This window comes from Prochlorococcus marinus (assembly GCF_001180245.1).
Lineage (GTDB): Bacteria > Cyanobacteriota > Cyanobacteriia > PCC-6307 > Cyanobiaceae > Prochlorococcus_A > Prochlorococcus_A marinus_F.
In genome coordinates, this window is the sequence record NZ_CVSV01000109.1 from 40,643 (window position 1) to 61,838 (window position 21,196).

Sequence of the window (21,196 nt, forward strand, 5' to 3'; positions counted from 1 at the left end):
ATATTATGGAAATATTAACCAAAAAAAATTTATGATAACTTTTTATAATTATGTTTAAGAAAAAATATTTACTTTTAACTCTTTTTTTAATAATTATCTTTCAAATTTTATTATATACAAATAATAATCAGAAGACTTCATTTAGATACTTTATATGGACCCTCCAAGAAGTAAGTATAGGTAAGTTAATCAGTATTTCGTTTTTTTCTGGTTTATTTGTAAGCACTTTATTGAATACAACAATTAATAGTACTAGTTTCAGAAAAAATACTTTCGAAAATGTGGAGGATGATTTTGTATCTAAAAGTAATGAGGAAGAAATAGAACCAAACGTTGAGATGCCGCCACAAAGAGATATTAGAGAAACTCAACCAACAATTTCTGTTAATTACAGAGTAATCAAAAATATGAATGATAATAATTTTAAAAAAGATCAAAGTTATTCAAATCAAGATATTAAAGATGACTGGGATAATGCTGCTAATGATTGGTAGAAAAATAAATTAATTAAAAAATGTTTTTTTAATTTATAATAGAACAAATAGTTTTTTTTATGGAAGAAAATTTAGACAAAAATAATGGAGTAAATAAAGAAATATTTGACAACACTACTAAATCAAACTCTGAGGAAATAAAAGAGCCTAAATCAGATAAAGATATCAATATGGATGTAAATAATGGTGATTCTGCTTCTAAAGTTGTTATAAAAAATGAAATTAATACTTCCGAAAAACCTATAACAAAACCCAAAAAAGAACTCCCAGTAGAGAAAAAGCCTTTCCAAGAATTTATTAACTTGCACCTAATCCCTTCACTTACTGAGGAAATTAATCAAAGAGGATTCGAAATAAACAATATTAACCTCACTAACACAAATAGACCTATTGCTGGAGATAAATGTTGGGTAATAAATTGTGAAATTAAAGATACATGTAACTTTTGGTTATCCTTTGAGAAGGATGACATTAGTTCATTAAAAAGTATTTCTTTATCAAAACCTAATCAAAAACCAAGTATTATTGAATCTTTTCTTATTGACGAAAAAAGAATAACCCTAAAACTAATTATTTCAAGAGTCCTTCAAAGATTGAATGGGCAAAAGTTAATAGGAGTTAATTAGAAAAAGAATAACACCAAGTTAACTTTTTCCTCGAAAATACAAATAATAGTAAATAATAGTATTAATAAACGAATAAAAAATGGCTCAATCAACTGTTGAATCAAAAAATAAAAAAGATATTAATAATGGAAAGATACCAGCAAAAGAAACAATTTTGTCCCCTAGATTCTATACAACAGACTTTGAAGCTATGGAAAATATGGATTTATCAATAAACGAGGAGGAATTGGAAGCTATATGTGAGGAATTTAGGAAAGATTACAATAGACATCATTTTGTAAGAAATAGTGAATTTGAAGGCGCTGCAGAAAAATTAGATCCTGAGACAAGAGAGCTTTTTGTTGATTTTCTCGAGGGAAGTTGTACTTCAGAATTTTCAGGTTTTTTACTATATAAGGAACTTAGTAAGAGAATTAAAGTCAAAAACCCTCTACTTGCTGAGTGTTTTGCTCATATGGCCAGAGATGAAGCTAGACATGCAGGTTTTTTAAATAAATCAATGAGTGACTTTGGACTTCAGTTAGATTTAGGTTTTTTAACAGCCAATAAAGATTACACTTATTTCCCACCAAGAAGTATTTTTTACGCTACTTATTTATCCGAAAAAATAGGCTATTGGAGATATATCGCAATTTATAGGCATCTAGAAAAAAATCCAAATAGCAAGATTTTTCCACTTTTTAATTACTTTGAGAACTGGTGTCAAGATGAAAATAGGCATGGTGACTTTTTTGACGCATTAATGAAAGCACAACCACGCACCGTTAAATCATTAAGCCAAAAAATTACTATAGGTGGCTCTACCTTTACACATCCACTATTTGACTATTTCCATAGATTTAGATACTTTTTGAACAATCTTCCATTAACATCCAAATTATGGTCTAGGTTTTTCTTACTTGCTGTATTTGCAACTATGTATGCAAGGGATCTGGGGATCAAAAAGAATTTCTATGCTTCTCTAGGATTAGATGCTAAAGATTACGACCAGTATGTTATTAATAAAACTAATGAAACTTCTGCTAGAGTTTTTCCTGTAGTATTGGACGTTTATGATAAATCTTTTTACGGAAGATTAGATAAAATAGTAGAAAATAATAAGGTTCTTTCCGATATTGCAAACAGTGAGGAAAATACATTATCTAAAACTTTTAAAAAATTACCTAAATATTTATCAAACGGTTACCAGTTATTGAGACTATACTTATTAAAACCTCTTGATAGCAAAGATTTCCAACCTTCGATTAGATAATCTTTATTCAGAGAAGAATTATAGACTCAAATGCTTTCGTCACAAATCAAATCAAATGAAATTGTTTTTGGTAGTTGCAATAAAGATTTATTAGAAGAAATAATTTTCTATGGGATTGGACTGGGGGCCGATTTTGTGGAAATATTTATAGAAAATACCGATAACTCAAGTGTTTTAGCTGAAGAAGATTTTATTACAAGTGTAAGTCCATCATTTGGAAGGGGTGCTGGTATTAGGATCTTTAAAGGAAAAAAGGATGGATTCGTAAGTACAAATGATTTAACAAAGCATGGCTTGATGAGATCGGTATCTCAGGCTATTGAGATGTTAGACATAACAAATAACAAAAAAGGAGACGCATTTAACGGTTTAAATGAACACAGGGACTATAGTTTATTTAAAAAAAAATGGATTAATGAAGTCCCATCAATTCATGAGATAAGTGAAAAACTACTAGTCAGCACAAAGTCTCTAAAAAAGAACAATAAAATAATAACTAGAAAAGGAAGTTATTCAAGAAATTTACAAGAAGTAATTATAGCTTCTAGCGATGGAACCTATGTCACAGATATCAGGTTGCATCAAACAGTTGGACTCAATGTAATTGCTAGTGATGCCCAATATAGATCTAGTGGAAGTAGAAGATTTGGATCGTCAGGAATGCCTAATGAATTCAGATTATGGGATCACGAAAAAGCAGCTAATGAGGTGTTTGAAAGTTCAATGAATATGTTGTACGCAGATTATGTTGATGCTGGACAAATGCCTGTTGTATTAGCTAATAAATTTGGTGGCGTTATATTCCACGAAGCCTGCGGTCATTTACTTGAAACTACTCAAATAGAAAGAGGAACAACACCATTTGAGAATAAATTGAACGAAAAAATTGCACATGAATCTGTAACAGCAATTGATGAAGGGATATCAGAAGGATCCTTTGGTTCATTATCAGTAGATGATGAAGGTATGGAACCAGAAAAATCAGTTCTTATAAAAAATGGAATTTTAAAAAAATTCATATCAGATAGAGCTGGTGAATTAAGAACTGGCCATAAAAGGACAGGGAGTGGAAGAAGACAAAATTATTCCTTTGCTGCAGCTTCAAGAATGAGAAATACTTATATAGCTAAAGGTGAACACTCGAAAGAGGATTTAATCAATAGTATTAGCGATGGACTTTACTGCAAATCAATGGGCGGAGGCAGTGTAGGTGCTACAGGACAATTTAATTTTGCAGTAGAAGAAGGATATCTTATTAAAAACGGAAAATTAACTAATCCAGTAAAGGGAGCAACTTTGATTGGTGAGGCAAAAGAAGTTATGCCAAAAATATCAATGTGCGGTAATGACCTAGAATTGGCTCCTGGATTCTGTGGATCCATTAGTGGAAGTGTCAATGTAACTGTTGGCCAACCTCACATTAAAGTTGATTCAATTACTGTTGGCGGAAGATAGGATATGAATTCAAGAGAAATTACAACTAAAATCTCCAAAGCCGCAGATTTACTAAATCTTAAAAAATGGGATTATGGTGCAAGCTTTTCTAATGATTATTCTGTGCAAGTAGATAAAGGTGAAGCTAAACAACTAAAGGCAACACAAAAGCAAATTTTAACTTTAAGAGTTTGGAACGAATCTAATTTAGTGGGTATTACAACAACTAGTGATATCAGTGAATCTGGCATTAAAAAAGCTCTAAATCAAGCAAATATTGCATCTGATTTTGGCAACAAGAATGAAAGACCAGAATTCTCACCACTTGCGAAGGATCCTATTGAAGTTAAGGATACAAAAAAAAGAAATCCTGTTGGAATTAAAAAATTACTTACACTTTTAAGAGAAGCAGAAGTTAAATTATTAAAAAGCCATGAATCCATAAAATCTGTTCCATATAATGGTTTATCTGAGAGTTTTTATGAGAGAGTTTATGCAAATAGTGATGGTGCCTTTCGCAGTTATACCAAAAGTCAAGCTGCACTTTATTTATATGCAAGAGCAGAAGAGAAAAATAAGAAGCCTCGTAGCTCAGGTTCTGTAAAACTTGGATATGGAATTGAAGATATAGATATAGAGTCGTGTATTAAAGATGCTGCAAATAAAACAATTTCTCATTTAAATTATTCGTCTATTAAAACTGATAAATATTTAATATGTTTTTCCCCAGAGTCTTTTTTGACAATCATTAATGCCTTTAGCTCAATGTTTAATGCTAGAAGCATTTTAGATGGAGTAAGCTTATCTAATAAAAACTCTATTGGAGAGAAGCTATCTACAGAAGCACTTAATATTTATGATGATGGTCTTCACGAAAAGAATATTTCTTCATCACCATTTGATGGAGAGGGAACTCCTACCAAAAGATTATGTTTAATAAACAAAGGGAGAATTGAAAATTTTATACATTCTGAATCAACTGCAAGAATATTTAAAACAATTCCCACAGGCCACGCTGGACTAGGATCAAAAGTCTCAGTATCTCCCGATTGGATAGTAGTAGAGAAATCAAAGGAAAACTCTGATCTAAAAACATCATTAGATCACTCTACTTATGAGGGAGAATTTGTTTATATTGAAGAACTAAATGCAATCCATGCAGGTGTCAGAGCAAGTCAAGGTTCATTCTCACTTCCATTTGATGGATGGCTCTATAAAAACGGTAAAAAAATCTCAATAGAATCTGCCACTGTAGCTGGGGATATCAAATATCTTTTGAAAAATATAGTAAATATTGAATCAAAACAGGAGGTAACAACAAGTGGGATTTCTCCACATATATGGGTAGATGAATTATCAATAACTGGTGACGAGTGAGAATTATATTCTGGGGAACACCTGAATATTCAATTGCGAGCCTTGATATTTTTATTAAATCTAAGCACGAGGTAATTGCAGTAGTTAGCCAACCAGATAAGAAAAGATCTAGGGGGAATAAATTAATATCCTCACCTGTAAAAAGCTTTGCCGAGCAAGAATCTATAAAAATTTATACTCCAGCAAAAATTAGGGACAATATACATTTTATAAATGAACTTAAATCATTATCTTGTGATTTATTTATTGTTATAGCTTACGGGAAGATATTACCCAAAGAGATATTGGAAATCCCAAAATTTGGTTGTTGGAACGCACATGCTTCATTACTTCCAAGATGGCGTGGTGCTGCCCCAATCCAATGGTCCCTAATAAAAGGCGATGAATTCACTGGTGTAGGAATTATGAAAATGAATGAGGGACTAGATACTGGTGACTTATTATTGGAAGAAAAAATTAAAATCGATAATGACGATAATTTAAATACACTTTCGGAAAAACTTAGTACTTTATCTGCAAAATTATTTTTAAATGCCACATCACTACTAGAAGAAAATATTAATAAAAATACTATTTCTCAATTAACAAAACAAAATACCCTTGGAAGAGAAATTACATACGCAAGAATGATTGAAAAATCAGATTTTAAAGTTGATTGGGGTAATGAGGCAATTAAAATTTCTCAAAAAATAAAAGCATTATACCCACGGGCAAATACAACTTTTAGAGGTAAGAACCTTAAAATACTTAAAATCAAAGTTTTGACTAGTGATAAAATTAAAAATGAAAAATACCTTTTCAAGAGTAATTATTCAAGACCAGGTATTATTCTTGCTGTAATAGAAAATGAAGGAATTATAATTTCAACTAAAACTGATCCGATTATTTTGTTAGAAGCAAAACTTGAAGGCAAAAATATTTCTAGCAAAAAGCAATTGATTCAACAGTTAAAGCCATCAGCAGGAGAATATCTCTCAGATTAAGTTTTAGATTCTTTTTTAGAGAATCCCCAAATGAAAGCAAAAAGAATCAAAAAATAAAAATAATAGTCTGGAAGAATAGATTCTTTAATTAAGGTATTAAGTAAAAGTTTAATCCCAACTATTAAAATTGCTACGTAACCGGCTGTTTCTAATCTAGAAAATATATCCAGAAGTTTTAGAAAAATCCCCGATGTAAATCTTAAAGCTAATACTCCAATCACTGCTCCAAACATAATTAATATGTATTGATCACTTATAGCTACTGCAGTAGTGATACTATCTATGGAAAAAGCAAAATCAGTAATAGAAAGAAGGGCTACAACTCTTAAAAACTTAAAATTATTTTTTTTATTATCTGTTCCATTCTCCGCGTTTTCTATATCTGAATTTAAAAAAACATTCGAGAAGAATAAATATATTAAATAAAAACCAGCAAAAACTCTAATGAGAATAAATTTTAGAAGAACATTAGATAATATGATTAGAATAATTCTAAATAATAAAGATATTGTTATACCAATATTTAACGCTCTTGACCTTAATTCTGAACTATCGAGGGATTTAGTAAGAGAAGCTAGTGCTACAGCATTATCTGCCGATAATAATAATTCTAGAGCAATTAATATTGGTAAAAGTGTAAAGATTTCGTACCAACTGTCTACCTGATCTAGTGTGGGTATAAAAGAATTTATTGCGGCTGAATCCATCAAATATTATTCACAATCAGTATAAAATCTAATATAATATACCCGATATTTGTAATCAAGATTGAAAGCTATAAATGAGTTTAAATACTTTAATTGATTATATTTCGAACTCACAAATCACTTATGAATTAATAAAAAGAATTTCAAAAAATAATGAATTAAATATTGTTGGTTCAAGTAGATATGCAAAATCAATAATATTAGATAGCATCGCAAAAAAAGAGGAAAAAAATATATTATTAATTTGTCCTAATGTAGAAATTGCCTACAAATGGATTGGTTATTTTGAAAGTATAAACGATAAAGCAGTTTTATATTATCCTCCAACAGAACATCTACCATACTCATCAATTAATAAATCCAAAGAGATTGAATTTAGTCAGCTTACTGTTTTATCTAAATTAATAAAAAAAGAGAAAAATGAACTTAATATTGTTATATCAACTGAGAGATCACTACAACCTCATCTAATAAATAAAAACCTATTAATTGAAAACAAGTTAGATTTGCAAAAAGGGATTCAAATCGAGATTCAAGAATTAGCAAATAAACTTACTTTGCTGGGCTATACGAAGGATAATGTAACTTCAACAGAAGGATTCTGGAGTAGGAGAGGAGAAATAATAGATATTTATCCAGTTAATAATGAGTTTCCTATAAGATTAGAATTTTTTGATAATGTAATTGAGAAAATAAGAGAGTATGATCCCCAAACACAGAAAACATTAGAAAGTATCAATAATATTGAAATAATACAGGCTGGATTTGATTTGCTAATAAAAGATAAGTTAAATAATTTATCTAAACGCGGTATTTTTAATTCAGAAGATACAAATAAAAATAATCTTGATCGTTATTTAGGAATAATTGAAAGAGCGCCCTCAAACATAATAGATTTTATAAATAGGGAAACAATTCTAGTTATTGATGAATTAGAAGATTGTAAAAAATTTGCTAATAATTGGTATCTAGATTCAGAAAGCAATTTTGATAATTGTGCGTATGAATTAAATGAAAACCTCAAAAATAATGACATTTATTTAGAAGCAAAACCTAATTTGCATTTAAAGTTTGACGAAATATTAAATTCACTAGGAAATTTTAATTTAATAAAATTTTATGAATTTGAATCTAAAGTCAATATTAATAATAGGTTTTTGTTAAACGATAAAAGATTAAATTCATACTCTAAAAATATAGGAAAGCTATCAAATGATATAAATAAAAATATAAAAAATAATGAAAAAGTATGGATATTATCAGCACAACCATTGAGAACAAGGACTTTACTTTTTGAGCACGAATGTAATACAAACTTCTTAAACAATCCTAATGATATTGATAAAGCATTTGAGTCAATTAATAATTCAACTCCTTTAATTTTAAAAAATAAGAACAATTATGAAATCGAGGGCTTTTATCTTCCGATATGGAAAGTTGTCCTGATAACAGATAAAGAATTATATTCACAACAATCTCTTTTTAATAATGTATTCATAAGAAGAAAAAAAAGAAGTGTCAATTCAAATATAAATGTAAATAAGATTAGTCCCGGTGATTTTATAGTTCATAAAAATCATGGAATAGGAAAATTTTTAAAAATAGAAAAAATAAATATAACTGGAGATTCAAGAGATTACTTAGTCATTCAGTATCAAGATGGGAAGATAAGTGTTGCCGCTGATCAACTTGGTAGTGTTAACAGATATAGATCAAACGGAAAAATAAAGCCGAAAATAAATAAATTAGGAGGGACAGAATGGGAAAAAATTAAAGAAAAAAATAAGAAACAAATCAAAAAAGTTGCTGTTGATATTTTAAAACTTTATGCAAAAAGAGAACAATTAAAGGGTTATATTTACCCAGAAGATGGTCCTTGGCAAGATGAATTAGAGGAATCATTCCCTTATCAACCAACACCTGACCAAATTACTGCTGTAGAAGAAATAAAATCTGATATGGAGAGCGATAAGCCAATGGACAGGTTAGTTTGTGGAGATGTAGGGTTTGGAAAAACAGAAGTAGCTGTTAGGGCTATTTTTAAGGCTATTACATCAGGCAAACAGGTAATATTACTGGCACCCACAACAATCCTAGCTCAGCAACATTGGAGAACAATAAATAATAGATTTTCACCTTACCCAATAAAAGTATCACTGCTTAATAGATTCAAAACCGTTAATGAAAGAAAGGAAATCTATGCAGGTTTGAAAAATAACAAAATTGATTTAGTTGTAGCAACACACCAAATTTTAGGAAAAGAAATAGAAATTAAAAACTTAGGACTACTAGTTATTGATGAAGAACAAAGATTTGGAGTAAGGCAAAAGGAGAAAATAAAAAAAATCAAAACCAACATAGACGTTCTAACTCTCTCGGCAACTCCAATTCCAAGAACTCTTTACATGAGCTTATCTGGACTAAGACAAATGAGCTTACTAAATACTCCTCCACCATCAAGAAGATCAATAAAAACATATTTATCTGAAATAGATATGGATGTTATAAGAACTGCAATTAATCAAGAACTTGATAGGGGAGGTCAAATTTTTTATGTTCTTCCAAGAATTTCTGATATAGATCAAGCTGTAAACAAATTAAAAAATATGTTTCCCAGCTTAAAATTTATTGTTGCTCATGGGCAAATGAATGAAACAGATCTTGAAAATGCAATGATTGCTTTTAATAATGGAGAAGTAGATCTAATGATTTGCACAACGATAATTGAAAGTGGATTAGACATCCCTAAAGTAAATACAATTATTATTGAAGATTCTCACAAATTTGGCCTTTCACAACTTTATCAACTTAGAGGAAGAGTTGGGAGAAGCGGTGTACAAGCACATGCTTGGTTATTTTATCCAAATATAAATAAAATTAATGATGCTGCAAAACAAAGATTGAAAGCGATAAAAGACTTTTCAGAACTGGGTAGTGGATATCAACTTGCAATGAAAGATATGGAAATAAGAGGTGTTGGTACTTTACTAGGAGAAGAACAAAGTGGAAAGGTTAATGCTATTGGATATGATTTATATATAGAAATGCTCCATGAGGCTATTTCAGAAATCAGCGGGCAAGAAATACCTGAAGTTAACGACACTCAAATTGATCTGCCAATAAATGCATTTATACCTGCAACATGGATATTAAACAGAGAAGAGAAGCTTGAGGCTTACAAATCTGCAACTGAATGTTCAAATAATGATGAATTAACTGAATTAGCTACAGACTGGGTAAATAGATATGGAAACTTACCCAAACCTGTTGAGTCCCTAATTTTGATAATGAGACTAAAATTACTAGCTAAAAAATGTGGTTTTAATAAGATCAAGCTCAAAAAGCCAAACATCTTGATTGAAACAAAATTAAAAAATTCTACTTTTAAAATCCTTAAAAATTCTTTAGCAAGTAGTGTTCAAAATAAATTTAATTTTAGTGAAGGCGAACAATTTTCTACCATCACTATAAGGGGTTTAGGTGCAACTGAAATTCAAAATCAAATTGATCAACTAATTTTGTGGTTCAGCTCTTTTGAGAGAGAAATAAAAAATTTCGATAAAGAACTTATTAAAAGAGAATAAATTATTAAATAATTATTTAAAATCCGCGAAACAGTTTGATTTCGGTTAGGTTTATAAAAATTTATTTATTTTATGGGTGAATATATAGACGTCGGAATCCAAACTTCGATTTTACCCTTATCAATTATTCTTTCATCAATTTTACTAGGCATATTTGCATTATTTGGAGAAGAAACAGAAAATGATGATGACGACTCTGATTCAGGAAGTGGTGGTTTAATGCAACCTATTTGAAATTATTTATAAGCTATTTGTTTTGACTTTCTCTTATAGACTTTAAATAACCTATTAAAGGAACCTAAAATTAAAATAAGAGCAGTAAAAGAAGATACAAATATAAAAATCACCAATAATATTTCAAAGAGATATGAAAATAGATCAATCAATAATAAAAAAGATTTATTTAATGTCGATGGTAAATTTTGTAAAAGCAAATTTTTATTAGGGATTAAATAATTAATAAATATTAGTAAAAAACTCAAAATAAATAAAAAGAAAGATTCAGTAAACAATCGCTTTTTAGATTTTCTTCTTAAATTTAATTTTTTTTTAAAAATATATTTATCAGATTTAATATTCAAATTTGGGATGTTTAAATCTGCCATACATCAAACCTCAAAGTATAAGTTTGAATTACTCTGAAAAGAAATTAACCTATAGTATCGTGTTTGTATCTAACATGCTAATGCATCTTTATTCTGGATTTACTTGTTCTTTTTTTTCTATATTTTCAAAAGGACTATAAAAATAAATAAAAGAAGAAGAGAATAAAATTAAAGAGCAAATTGCGATAAATGGTGGAATAAAGAAATTTAAAAATTTAACTTTTTTATTTAAACCAAATCTTAATTTTTTAGGAATGTTAGTGGATATATCTGTTTTTTTTATTCTTACTTTTGGCGACTCATTTAACTGATCAAAACAATTTATGGTATCTGAAAGCAATGAATTACCAATCTTTAAAACTAAAGGCTTTACATTTGGTTTAGAGCTCTTAAGAACAATATTATGTATGTGGAGATTATCGGCTTTTATATCGATTAATTTAGACTCATATATTGGAATATCGTTTTTTATTAAAAGATTTGAATAAATATAAAAAGCATCCATAATAGGACCTAAATGTTCAACTTTGCCTTCAATAAGTGGTTTATCAACTATAGTTAATTTCCACTGAGAAATTATAGATATTTGATCTTTTTTTTCATTATTGGAATAATCTGGCAACCCGATTATTTCTAGACTTGCTGAAGATTGATGAAATGACAATTTATTTTGCATCATATTAAAGATCGTATAAAAAATTCTTCAACTTTTGATAACCCTGATTTGAAATGCAAAAAGATAAAATAAGCAAAGATTTTATTATAATCTCATCATTTTCAGGTTGATTTAAAAGCTTTTTCACTCTCATACTATCTACATTAAATCTCTCTTTTATTAACTCAATAAATCTCTTATTAAAATCATTCCAAATAATTGAATTCTCTTCAATACCTTCTTTAGATTTCAGTATCTCTCTGATATAAGGATATAAATATTTAGACATTTCAACTGTAATTCTTGTTAAGGCATCGAACTCGTTAAGTTTAATATTGTTAGTAACATAAGATTTTCTCAATGGATTATTGTTCCTTAATTTCCAAATAGTTACTTTATTTGGTAGTACATTATTTAAATTAAGGCTATTCGATAAGGCATAAAGAGATTGAATACCATTTAAGTCAATAGTTTCTAGTATTAATAATAATAAATCAAGCTTCTCTATAGATCTTCTTGATACCTGTTTTCCGCTAGTTAAAACTGTAATTTTCTTTATTAGAGTTACAAGAAATTATAACAGAATTATTAATCCATTTTTTTAAATAAAAATGAATATAACTTATCAAGCTCATCAATAGTTAGCATTCCATAACTCCATAATAATATTGGTAATGGGGTGTTATTTTTTTTAGATAATTTTATACCAAGTTCAATAGAAGACGGCTCTAAACCTAATTCATTAAATAAATATAAAATCATTTCTTTAGATACATAATTATTCATGAATTCTATTTAATACTTGAGTAAATGAGAGATTTAGTCATTTGATTTAAGATTAATTTTCTTGTAAAAAGAAATTTATTTAAAAGTAAAAATGAAAATTTCCTTATTGGAAACAAAAAAACGTTTCTATTTGCAAAAATTGATATCAATGAGTCAGTTATAAAGATAGTGACGATAATGTCTAAAATCCTGTTAGAAAAATACTTAAATTTAAATAATATCAATTGCGTTTTAGTGATAGCAGAATTTTTATTAAAAAGATTATAAATAGTATTAACATCTCTCCAACAAGTATTTAGACCCTGACCACCAACGGGATGAAATGTATGAAATGCATCTCCTACAAAAACTAATTTTTTTAAATTTAAAATTGGTAAATTTAAGGATAATGAAACAGGAAATATATTAAATTCACCAATTATTTGGTCCAACTTAAATTCATCTGGCAAGATTGTTGATAAATTATCCATAATAAAATTCTTGTCAGAATTTAATCTTTCAATTGCCTTTAATGTACTTGAAGTCCAAATTACTTGATATAAGTTTTTTTCTAAAGGTAATAATGCTAGTGGGCCTTCTTTTCTAAAAATTTCATAAGCACACTTTTCACAATGACCTCTAAGAGAAACTTTAAAAGTTAAACAAGACTGATTATAAGATTTTTTTATATCAACAAAATCTAAAGATTTTTTATCAAGTGATTTTGCTCCTGTTGAAAAGAATTGATAATCAAATAATATTTTTTTACGTAACAATCTCTTTGGAGTCATAAAAAAAATATTTTCATAATTTTCAATCTCTTGAAAAAATACGTTCATGAGATCCGAATGTTTAACTACCCAGCCTATATTTTCAGCAGAACTTATATCATCATCTAAGTCAGAAGTTGATAAATTGGTAAAAGCAGTAGTTACACTATCTGAAATTGAAAGGGTATCAAAGCCAAATAAAAATGGTTCTAATTTTTCCCAAAGTCTAAATTTAGATAAGATTTTTCTTGTTGAGTGAGTAATTGCATAAGTTTTATCTTTATCAATTAATCTATCTTTTGTTAATAAATCAGTTAAAAAAATATTGCAATCAAATTTTGAAAGTGCAATTGAAAGTAATAAACCTGTGGGACCTGATCCAACAATTTTAAAATTGAATTTATATTTCATGAGATTATATAAGCATCAACTATCTATTCAAATAAATATAGCAAATTTCCTCAAATGCTGGTCTTAATAAATAAGGATACTCACCAACCCATAGGTTAATTTCAGGAAGCCAAGCATCGGTCAAATAAAAATCTCTGTCAAAATTGCGGTTATCAGATGTTATTAAACATCTAATACTCGAACCGACTCTAATTTGGCTGTGCTTATTTTCCATAGGAAAACTTAATTTTTCTAAATAACCATCTTCATCTTCTAATTCAAGTACTAACCAAGTCCTTTTGTTTTCGATAACTTCTAATCGACCTTGCCTATTAGATTGTTCTCTTGAACTTTCAATCTTTTCTGTTTTATAGATATCTGATACATAGCCATCAAATATAGAAAAAAATTTATATTTTCTTAATTGCAAATTTTTCCTACTTGATTCAAGAATTGGGCCCCAGATGATATACAAAAAGAAACCCACACAGAGGAATAACCAGAAATTATTAGTTTGATCTCCAGTCGAACTTATTATTAGTGAGATAAATCCACCAATTGAAGAAACTATTACTCTTTGAAGAATTTTTCTCGGATTACCCAACGCGTACTTAAATTGACTTCCTGTACCAACTGCAGGAACAAGTTTTGAAATTTGACTTGAATTAATTGGAATTAACATTTTAAAAAATCAATTTTTCAAGTCCGTAAACTAAGGTTTCATAATTACCAATTTTTTTAATAGCCTGTAAAACTCCTGGCATATATGCTTTTCTATCAATAGTGTCATGCTTAATTGTGTAAGTTTCACCTGGAGATCCCATAATTACTAACTGATGAGCGAGTAATCCTGGTAATCGTACAGAATGTATATTAATTCCTGAATCTCTGAGCCCACCCCTTACACCTTTTAATGATTCAGACTCTTTTACTAAATTCTGATTAAATTTCTTTGGATATTCTTCAATCATTTCTGCAGTTTTGATACACGTCCCACTAGGAGAATCAGCTTTTTGATTATGATGCATCTCTATTAATTCAATATTGTCATAAAACTTTGCAGCTACCGATGCTGCCTGCTGAAGAAGAACCATACCTACTGAAAAATTAGGAATTATTGCACAACCAACTGATGCTTTCTGAGCAAAAACAGACAAATCTTGTATTTGCGAAGGGCTTAGACCTGTTGTTCCTACTACTGGTGATACACCATATGCAATGGCTGATCTGGTATTTTCATATACAGAATCAGGATGTGTGAAATCAACCAGCACAGGTTTGATTTTTTCATTTCTATAATTTTGACTAACAGAACATAAGGTTCCTTCAAAATCATTTGAAACAAATACATCACATTTTTTTACCTTTAATAATTCAGAAATATTTGAGCCATTGTTCTTTTTGTTTATGTCGATTGCTGCAACAAGTTCACAATCTGTAGAATTTAATACAGAATTAACAACCTCGCTACCCATTCTGCCTAAAGCTCCGGATACTAGTACTGGTATGGGTTTTTTAGAATTTTCAATCATTTTTTTAAAAAATTTTTTTTTAAAGGTTGTTACACGCTATTTATATTGCACACAATAACGTCTTTTCATTCGTAGGCTGGTAGAAATACTTAAGAAAATCAATGTTTACGCAGGTCCGCTCAGCAAACCGCAGAGTATCTCCTGTTGAGGATAACAAACACAAAGTTGTAATAAAAGCAGTTTATGTTGTCCTTGAGCCACAATACCAAAATTCCCTAACGGAAGCTGCAAAGTCAATAAATAAGATGAATGGGCCAATAGGTATAGATCTTAGCGGCTATCTTATCGAAGAACTTAGGAATGATAGTAATTTTGAAGATTTTAAAGAAGATATAGCTAATGCAGATATATTCGTTGCTTCTCTAATTTTCATAGAAGACCTTGCACAAAAAGTGGTTGATGCAGTATCTCCATTTAAAGACAAACTTAAAGCATCAATTGTTTTCCCCTCCATGCCAGAGGTAATGAGATTAAATAAGCTGGGTTCATTTAGTATGGCCCAACTTGGTCAATCTAAAAGTATTATTGGAGATTTAATAAAAAAGAAAAAAGAATCTGATGGAGCAAGTTTCCAAGATTCAATGTTGAAGTTATTAAATACATTACCTTCAATACTCAAATATCTACCAGTAGAAAAAGCTCAAGATGCTAGAACATTTATTCTGAGTTTTCAGTACTGGTTAGGTGGGACTACTGAGAATTTAAAAAACTTCTTGTTAATGATTTCTGAAAAATACGCTGTTTCAGAGATCATTAAAGATCAAATAGAAGAATTCAAAATTCAAGACCCTGAAACATTCCCAGATTTAGGAATTTGGCATCCTCTTGCTCCTTGCATGTTTGAAAGTCTTAAAGAATATCAAAATTGGGAAAATAATAGAAAAGATATAAACCCAAAAGATGACAAAACTCCAACAATAGGTTTAGTGCTTCAAAGGAGTCATATCGTTACGGGAGATGATGCTCATTATGTTGCTGTTATTCAAGAATTGGAATATAGAGGTGCGAGAGTTCTACCTATCTTCTGTGGGGGTCTAGATTTTTCTAAACCAGTTAATGAATTTTATTATGATTCCATAAATAAGGATCAACCTATAGTCGATGGAGTTGTATCTCTAACAGGATTTGCACTAGTTGGTGGGCCAGCAAGACAAGATCATCCTAAAGCTATTGAAGCCCTAAAAAGGTTAAACAGACCTTATATGGTTGCACTTCCATTAGTTTTCCAAACCACACAAGAATGGGAAGATAGTGATTTAGGTCTACACCCTGTTCAGGTAGCACTTCAGATTGCGATTCCAGAGCTTGATGGTGCTATTGAACCTATTATTCTCTCAGGTCGGGATGATGCTACAGGTAAAGCGCACACGCTCCAAGATCGAGTTGATGTAATAGCTGAAAGAGCAATAAAATGGTCAACTTTAAGAGTTAAGCAAAGAAAGGATAAAAAATTAGCCATCACTGTATTTAGTTTTCCACCAGACAAAGGAAATGTCGGTACGGCAGCATACTTGAATGTTTTTGGTTCAATTTATAGAGTACTTCTTGAAATGAAATCGAAAGGATATCAAATAGATGAACTTCCAAGTAATTCAAGAGAATTAATGGAAAAAGTAATTAATAACCCTGAAGCGATGGATGGCTCTCCAGAGTTAAATATTGCTCATAGGATGACAGTTAAAGAATACGAAGAGTTCACACCATATTCACAAAGACTTGAAGAGAATTGGGGTAAACCTCCAGGGAACCTCAATAGTGATGGCCAAAATCTTCTTATCTATGGAAAACATTTTGGAAATGTTTTTATAGGAGTTCAACCTACATTCGGTTATGAAGGTGATCCCATGAGATTGCTCTATTCAAGAAGTGCTAGTCCTCATCATGGTTTTGCTGCTTATTACACGTATGTAGAAAAAATCTGGGGAGCGGATGCCGTTCTTCATTTTGGAACTCACGGCTCACTTGAATTTATGCCTGGTAAGCAGATGGGCATGAGTGAAACTTGTTATCCGGATTCTCTTATTGGATCATTGCCTAATTTGTATTACTATGCTGCAAATAATCCTTCTGAAGCAACAATTGCGAAGAGAAGAGGATATGCCTCAACTATTAGTTATCTGACTCCTCCAGCGGAAAATGCAGGACTCTACAAAGGACTTAAAGAACTAAGTGAACTAGTTGGTTCTTATCAACAATTAAGAGAAAATAGCAGGGGTATTCAAATTGTTAATGCAATAGTTGAGACTTCTAAACAATGTAACCTTGACAAAGATGTAGAGCTTCCTTCAAAAGACGTAGAAGAACTATCAATAGATGAAAGAGATTTATTTGTTGGTAATGTCTATAAACAGTTGATGGAAATTGAAAGCAGATTGTTACCTTGCGGTCTTCATACTATTGGAGAAGCTCCAACAGCAGAAGAAGCTGTTGCAACACTTGTAAATATTGCATCTTTAGAGAGAGAACAAGAAGAATTAAGATCTCTTCCTGGATTACTCGCAGAATCCATCGGTCTAACTATTGAACAAATTTATGATGGTAATAATAAAGGTGAACTTAAATTTGTTGAGTTAAATGAAAAAATCATAAAGACAGCAAGAGAGTCTATTTTTGCGATGGTCAACTCTTTAAAAATTGTTGATGGCAGAGTTTATTTAGAAAAATCACTTCTTTCCAAACTTTTCGATTTACTTAAAGTTTTTGGTATAAATCTACCTACCCCTTGGCTAAGAGTTTGTAGATTAAGTGGGTTTAATGAAGTTAATCAGAAAGAATTAAATAAATTATTTGATTACTTACTTTTCTGTCTGGAACAGGTATGCGCAGACAAAGAAATGGATAGCCTCATTAAAGCACTTGATGGAAATTATGTTTTACCTGGACCAGGTGGAGATCCTATAAGAAATCCAGGTGTTTTGCCCAGTGGTAAAAATATCCATGCACTTGATCCTCAATCAATCCCAACTACAGCAGCAGTAGCTGCAGCAAAGTCTGTTGTTGACAAATTAATTGAAAGACAAAAGGAAGAGCAAGGAACTTGGCCTGAAACAATAGCTTGTGTTTTATGGGGTACTGATAACATCAAAACTTACGGAGAATCACTGGCACAAATTTTATGGTTTGTTGGGGTAAAACCAAAACCAGATTCTGTTGGAAGAATTAACAAACTAGAATTGATCCCTTTAGAAGAATTAGGGAGGCCAAGAATAGATGTAGTAGTTAATTGTTCAGGAGTATTTAGGGATCTATTTATCAATCAAATGGCATTAATAGATCAAGCAGTCAAATTAGCAGCTGAAGCTGATGAACCATTGGAATCTAATTTTGTAAGAAAACATTCACAAGAACAAGCAGAAAAAGAAGGCACCTCTATCAGAGAAGCTTCAGCGAGAGTATTCTCTAATGCAAGTGGAAGTTACAGTTCAAATGTTAATTTAGCGGTGGAAAATTCAACATGGGAGGAAGAGAATGAATTACAAGAAATGTATTTATCACGCAAAACATATGCTTTTAATGCCGATAATCCAGGTGAGATGAATCAAAAAAGAGAAGTATTTGAGTCAGTAATGAAAACAGCAGATGTTACTTTTCAAAACCTTGATTCTTCAGAGATTTCATTAACAGATGTAAGTCATTATTTTGATTCGGATCCAACAAAATTGATCAAGACATTAAGAGATGACGGTAAAGAACCAAGTAGCTACATAGCGGATACAACCACTTCTAATGCTCAAGTTAGAACACTTGGAGAAACTATTAGATTAGACTCAAGAACAAAACTTTTAAATCCTAAATGGTATGAAGGTATGCTCAAATCTGGCTACGAAGGAGTTAGAGAGCTTTCAAACAGACTTAATTATACTCTTGGTTGGAGTGCGACAAGTGGTCAAGTAGATAATTTTGTATATGAAGAAACCAATGAAACATTTATAAATGATGAGGAGATGAGGAAAAGATTAATGGATCTTAATCCTAATAGTTTCAGACGAATTGTTGGAACATTGCTAGAAGTCAATGGTAGGGGATATTGGGAAACTTCAGATGAGAATATAGAACAGTTGAAAGAACTATACCAAGAGGTAGAGGATAAAATCGAAGGAGTTAAAGAATAATAAATTTATTATTTTCTGTAAATCCTATCAGCTACTTTCAGGATTTGATAATTTAATTTGACGTTGTGAACCCTCACAATGTCAATATTAAATTGAGAACAAAGACAACTTATTGCAAGTGTTCCTATATCCCTTTCTTTTGGATTTTTCTCATTCAATATTTCTCCTATAAATCTCTTCCTAGATGCACCTATCAAAATTGGCAAATTCCATTTTTTAAATTCATCTAAGTTTCTCAAGATTTCCAAATTATCAACTAGATCCTTTGAAAAACCAATTCCAGGATCCACTATTATATTTCTTTCAGATATATTTTTTTCCAAAGCATTCTTTATTAAATTATCAAGCGAGCACTTAACATCACTCAAAACATTCTGGTAATTAGAAAGTTGATTCATATTTTGACTATTACCACGACTATGAGTTATGACGAATGGACAGTTGAATTTTGATACAACATCCAAAATTTTTATATCTCTTCTTCCTCCCGTGACATCATTTATCCAATTAGCACCATTTAAAAGAGCTTCGTAAGCAACTTCAGAATTAAAAGTATCAATAGAAATTAAAACATCTGGAAATTCAGATTTTATTAAATTTAGATATGGGATCAATCTTTTTATTTCAATACTTGATCCAACTTCTTCAGCCCCAGGCCTCGTACTTTGAGCACCAAGATCAATAATATCAACACCATTACTCAAGAAATGATTTACTTGATCTAAAACTTTTTTTGAAGAGTTTAATTCCCCACCATCACTAAATGAATCAGGAGTTAGATTAATAACTCCCATAATTGAAGTTTTTTGTCCCCAGCCTTTGGGCCATGGATTTTTCTTATTGATAATTTGCAATTCTCGCAAAACTATTCGGATCTAATGATGCTCCTCCAACTAACACTCCATCTATATCACTCATTGACATGATCTCGTCGATATTATTAGGTTTAACAGATCCTCCATATTGAATAATTACATCATCAAAATCAATTAATTTCCGAATCAAAGAACATATCTTATTAGCGTCTTCTGCCTCACATGTTTTACCAGTGCCAATAGCCCATATTGGTTCATAGGCAACAATTAAATTAGATGGATCTGTATTTTCTAATCCTTGTTCAACTTGTCTAGTAATAACTCTAACTGCTTCTCCTCTTTCTCTTTGTTCTAATGTTTCTCCTACACAAACTATTGGAGTAAGTCCACTAGATTGAGCAAAAACTGCTCTTTTATTAATTTGTTCATCACTTTCACTAAAATATTTCCTTGGTTCACTATGTCCAACGATTGCATATGACACACCATGTTCAAGTAGCATTTTTGGAGATATTTCTGCGGTAAATGCTCCTTGATCTTCCCAATGAATATTTTGACTAGAAATACCTAAATAATTAAAATCAGAATGATCAGAAAAGGTTGAAATAGCTGTAAAAGGTGGAGCAATAACGATTTTTCGATCGTCTTTTATGTTTTTTATTAAAGGAATAAACTCATCTAAATAGGATTTAGCTTCAGCACAAGTCATGTGCATTTTCCAATTACCAGCAATTACAGATTTTCTCAAAATACTATCTCCAAGAAAAATATAATAATACAAAGCGAGTGGAATAAGCTAACTATTCAAAAATTAATTCATTTTTTAGAAATATTACTTTATCTCCCTTATTTAACTTCCTTCCTCTCCTAGTCTCAATTACACCATTAACCTTAACAGAACCTGATTTAATAAAAATTTTTGCTTCGCCACCAGAAGATACCAAATTTTTCCATTTTAAGAATTGATCCAATTTCATTGTTTTTTATAACCAAAGATATTGATAAAGTAGGATAAACAATTAAACATATAATATCTTGAGACTAATACCACCAGTCAGACCATATTCAAATAGGTTTATAAAGGGTTTTATATGC

Annotated in this window: 19 protein-coding genes; 9 read left to right on the top strand and 10 right to left on the bottom strand. The window is 30.3% G+C overall.

Annotated elements, in window-relative coordinates; translation table 11 throughout:
• Nucleotides 1-50: 50 nt before the first annotated feature.
• From AMO19_RS03765 to fmt, 6 genes are all read left to right on the top strand, one after another.
• Nucleotides 51-494 (top strand): LapA family protein, encoded by a 444-nt coding sequence (locus AMO19_RS03765; RefSeq protein ID WP_075507388.1) that lies wholly within the window; start codon nt 51-53, stop codon nt 492-494.
• A gap of 59 nt (nt 495-553) precedes the next feature.
• Nucleotides 554-1,120 (top strand): DUF2996 domain-containing protein, encoded by a 567-nt coding sequence (locus AMO19_RS03770; protein WP_075507389.1) that lies wholly within the window; start codon nt 554-556, stop codon nt 1,118-1,120.
• Nucleotides 1,121-1,199: 79 nt separating this feature from the next.
• Nucleotides 1,200-2,372 (top strand): magnesium-protoporphyrin IX monomethyl ester (oxidative) cyclase, encoded by a 1,173-nt coding sequence (gene acsF / locus AMO19_RS03775; protein WP_075507390.1) that lies wholly within the window; start codon nt 1,200-1,202, stop codon nt 2,370-2,372.
• A 30-nt stretch (nt 2,373-2,402) separates the two neighbouring features.
• A complete protein-coding gene (locus AMO19_RS03780) occupies nt 2,403-3,827 on the top strand; it encodes a TldD/PmbA family protein (protein ID WP_075507391.1) in 1,425 nt (474 codons plus the stop codon).
• Between the two features lie 3 nt (nt 3,828-3,830).
• Entirely contained in the window at nt 3,831-5,183 is a 1,353-nt protein-coding gene (locus AMO19_RS03785; protein WP_075507392.1) for a TldD/PmbA family protein, read from the top strand.
• Nucleotides 5,180-6,166: a methionyl-tRNA formyltransferase gene (gene fmt / locus AMO19_RS03790; protein WP_075507393.1), complete on the top strand. Its 987-nt coding sequence runs from the start codon at nt 5,180-5,182 to the stop codon at nt 6,164-6,166. Before AMO19_RS03785 ends, fmt begins: the two co-directional genes overlap by 4 nt.
• On the opposite strand, the gene AMO19_RS03795 is transcribed toward fmt, so the two are convergent.
• Nucleotides 6,163-6,873: a TerC family protein gene (locus tag AMO19_RS03795; protein WP_075507394.1), complete on the bottom strand. Its 711-nt coding sequence runs from the start codon at nt 6,871-6,873 to the stop codon at nt 6,163-6,165. The two genes, fmt and AMO19_RS03795, sit on opposite strands and share 4 nt — an antisense overlap.
• Nucleotides 6,874-6,947: 74 nt before the next feature.
• Between AMO19_RS03795 and mfd the strand changes: the two genes are divergently transcribed.
• Together mfd and AMO19_RS08515 are read left to right on the top strand one after the other, a co-directional pair.
• The gene (gene mfd, locus AMO19_RS03800; protein WP_075507395.1) at nt 6,948-10,457 is read left to right on the top strand and encodes a transcription-repair coupling factor; all 3,510 of its coding nucleotides are present in this window, start codon (nt 6,948-6,950) and stop codon (nt 10,455-10,457) included.
• Between the two features lie 72 nt (nt 10,458-10,529).
• Entirely contained in the window at nt 10,530-10,691 is a 162-nt protein-coding gene (locus AMO19_RS08515) for a hypothetical protein (RefSeq protein WP_179850504.1), read from the top strand.
• A gap of 459 nt (nt 10,692-11,150) precedes the next feature.
• On the opposite strand, the gene AMO19_RS03810 is transcribed toward AMO19_RS08515, so the two are convergent.
• From AMO19_RS03810 to dapB, 6 genes are read right to left on the bottom strand one after another with little or no spacing between them, the layout of a single operon-like run.
• Nucleotides 11,151-11,741, bottom strand: a complete 591-nt coding sequence (locus tag AMO19_RS03810) for a DUF4335 domain-containing protein (protein ID WP_179850505.1) — start codon at nt 11,739-11,741, stop codon at nt 11,151-11,153.
• A gap of 1 nt (nt 11,742) precedes the next feature.
• Nucleotides 11,743-12,276: a DUF3038 domain-containing protein gene (locus AMO19_RS03815; RefSeq protein WP_306452418.1), complete on the bottom strand. Its 534-nt coding sequence runs from the start codon at nt 12,274-12,276 to the stop codon at nt 11,743-11,745.
• Between the two features lie 29 nt (nt 12,277-12,305).
• The gene (locus AMO19_RS03820) at nt 12,306-12,503 is read right to left on the bottom strand and encodes a DUF2949 domain-containing protein (RefSeq protein ID WP_075507398.1); all 198 of its coding nucleotides are present in this window, start codon (nt 12,501-12,503) and stop codon (nt 12,306-12,308) included.
• A 5-nt stretch (nt 12,504-12,508) separates the two neighbouring features.
• Nucleotides 12,509-13,663, bottom strand: coding sequence for an FAD-dependent monooxygenase (locus AMO19_RS03825; protein WP_075507399.1), 1,155 nt, complete (start codon nt 13,661-13,663; stop codon nt 12,509-12,511).
• A 19-nt stretch (nt 13,664-13,682) separates the two neighbouring features.
• Complete coding sequence (locus AMO19_RS03830) at nt 13,683-14,324, bottom strand: hypothetical protein (protein WP_075507400.1); 642 nt, start codon at nt 14,322-14,324, stop codon at nt 13,683-13,685.
• 1 nt (nt 14,325) lies between these two features.
• Nucleotides 14,326-15,174, bottom strand: coding sequence for a 4-hydroxy-tetrahydrodipicolinate reductase (dapB, locus tag AMO19_RS03835; RefSeq protein WP_075507401.1), 849 nt, complete (start codon nt 15,172-15,174; stop codon nt 14,326-14,328).
• A gap of 101 nt (nt 15,175-15,275) precedes the next feature.
• Between dapB and AMO19_RS03840 the strand changes: the two genes are divergently transcribed.
• On the top strand, nt 15,276-19,286 hold the full coding sequence (locus tag AMO19_RS03840; RefSeq protein WP_075507402.1) for a magnesium chelatase subunit H: 4,011 nt from the start codon (nt 15,276-15,278) through the stop codon (nt 19,284-19,286).
• A gap of 8 nt (nt 19,287-19,294) precedes the next feature.
• Here AMO19_RS03840 and folP read toward each other — a convergent pair whose 3' ends face one another.
• Genes folP through AMO19_RS03855 form a run of 3 tightly spaced genes read right to left on the bottom strand, consistent with a single transcriptional unit; the run spans nt 19,295 to nt 21,078 of the window.
• A complete protein-coding gene (folP, locus tag AMO19_RS03845) occupies nt 19,295-20,140 on the bottom strand; it encodes a dihydropteroate synthase (RefSeq protein WP_075507403.1) in 846 nt (281 codons plus the stop codon).
• Entirely contained in the window at nt 20,124-20,849 is a 726-nt protein-coding gene (gene tpiA, locus AMO19_RS03850) for a triose-phosphate isomerase (protein WP_075507448.1), read from the bottom strand. The genes folP and tpiA overlap by 17 nt, the downstream gene beginning before the upstream one ends.
• Before the next feature lie 52 nt (nt 20,850-20,901).
• Nucleotides 20,902-21,078 (bottom strand): RNA-binding S4 domain-containing protein, encoded by a 177-nt coding sequence (locus tag AMO19_RS03855; RefSeq protein WP_002807913.1) that lies wholly within the window; start codon nt 21,076-21,078, stop codon nt 20,902-20,904.
• Nucleotides 21,079-21,196 lie beyond the last annotated feature (118 nt).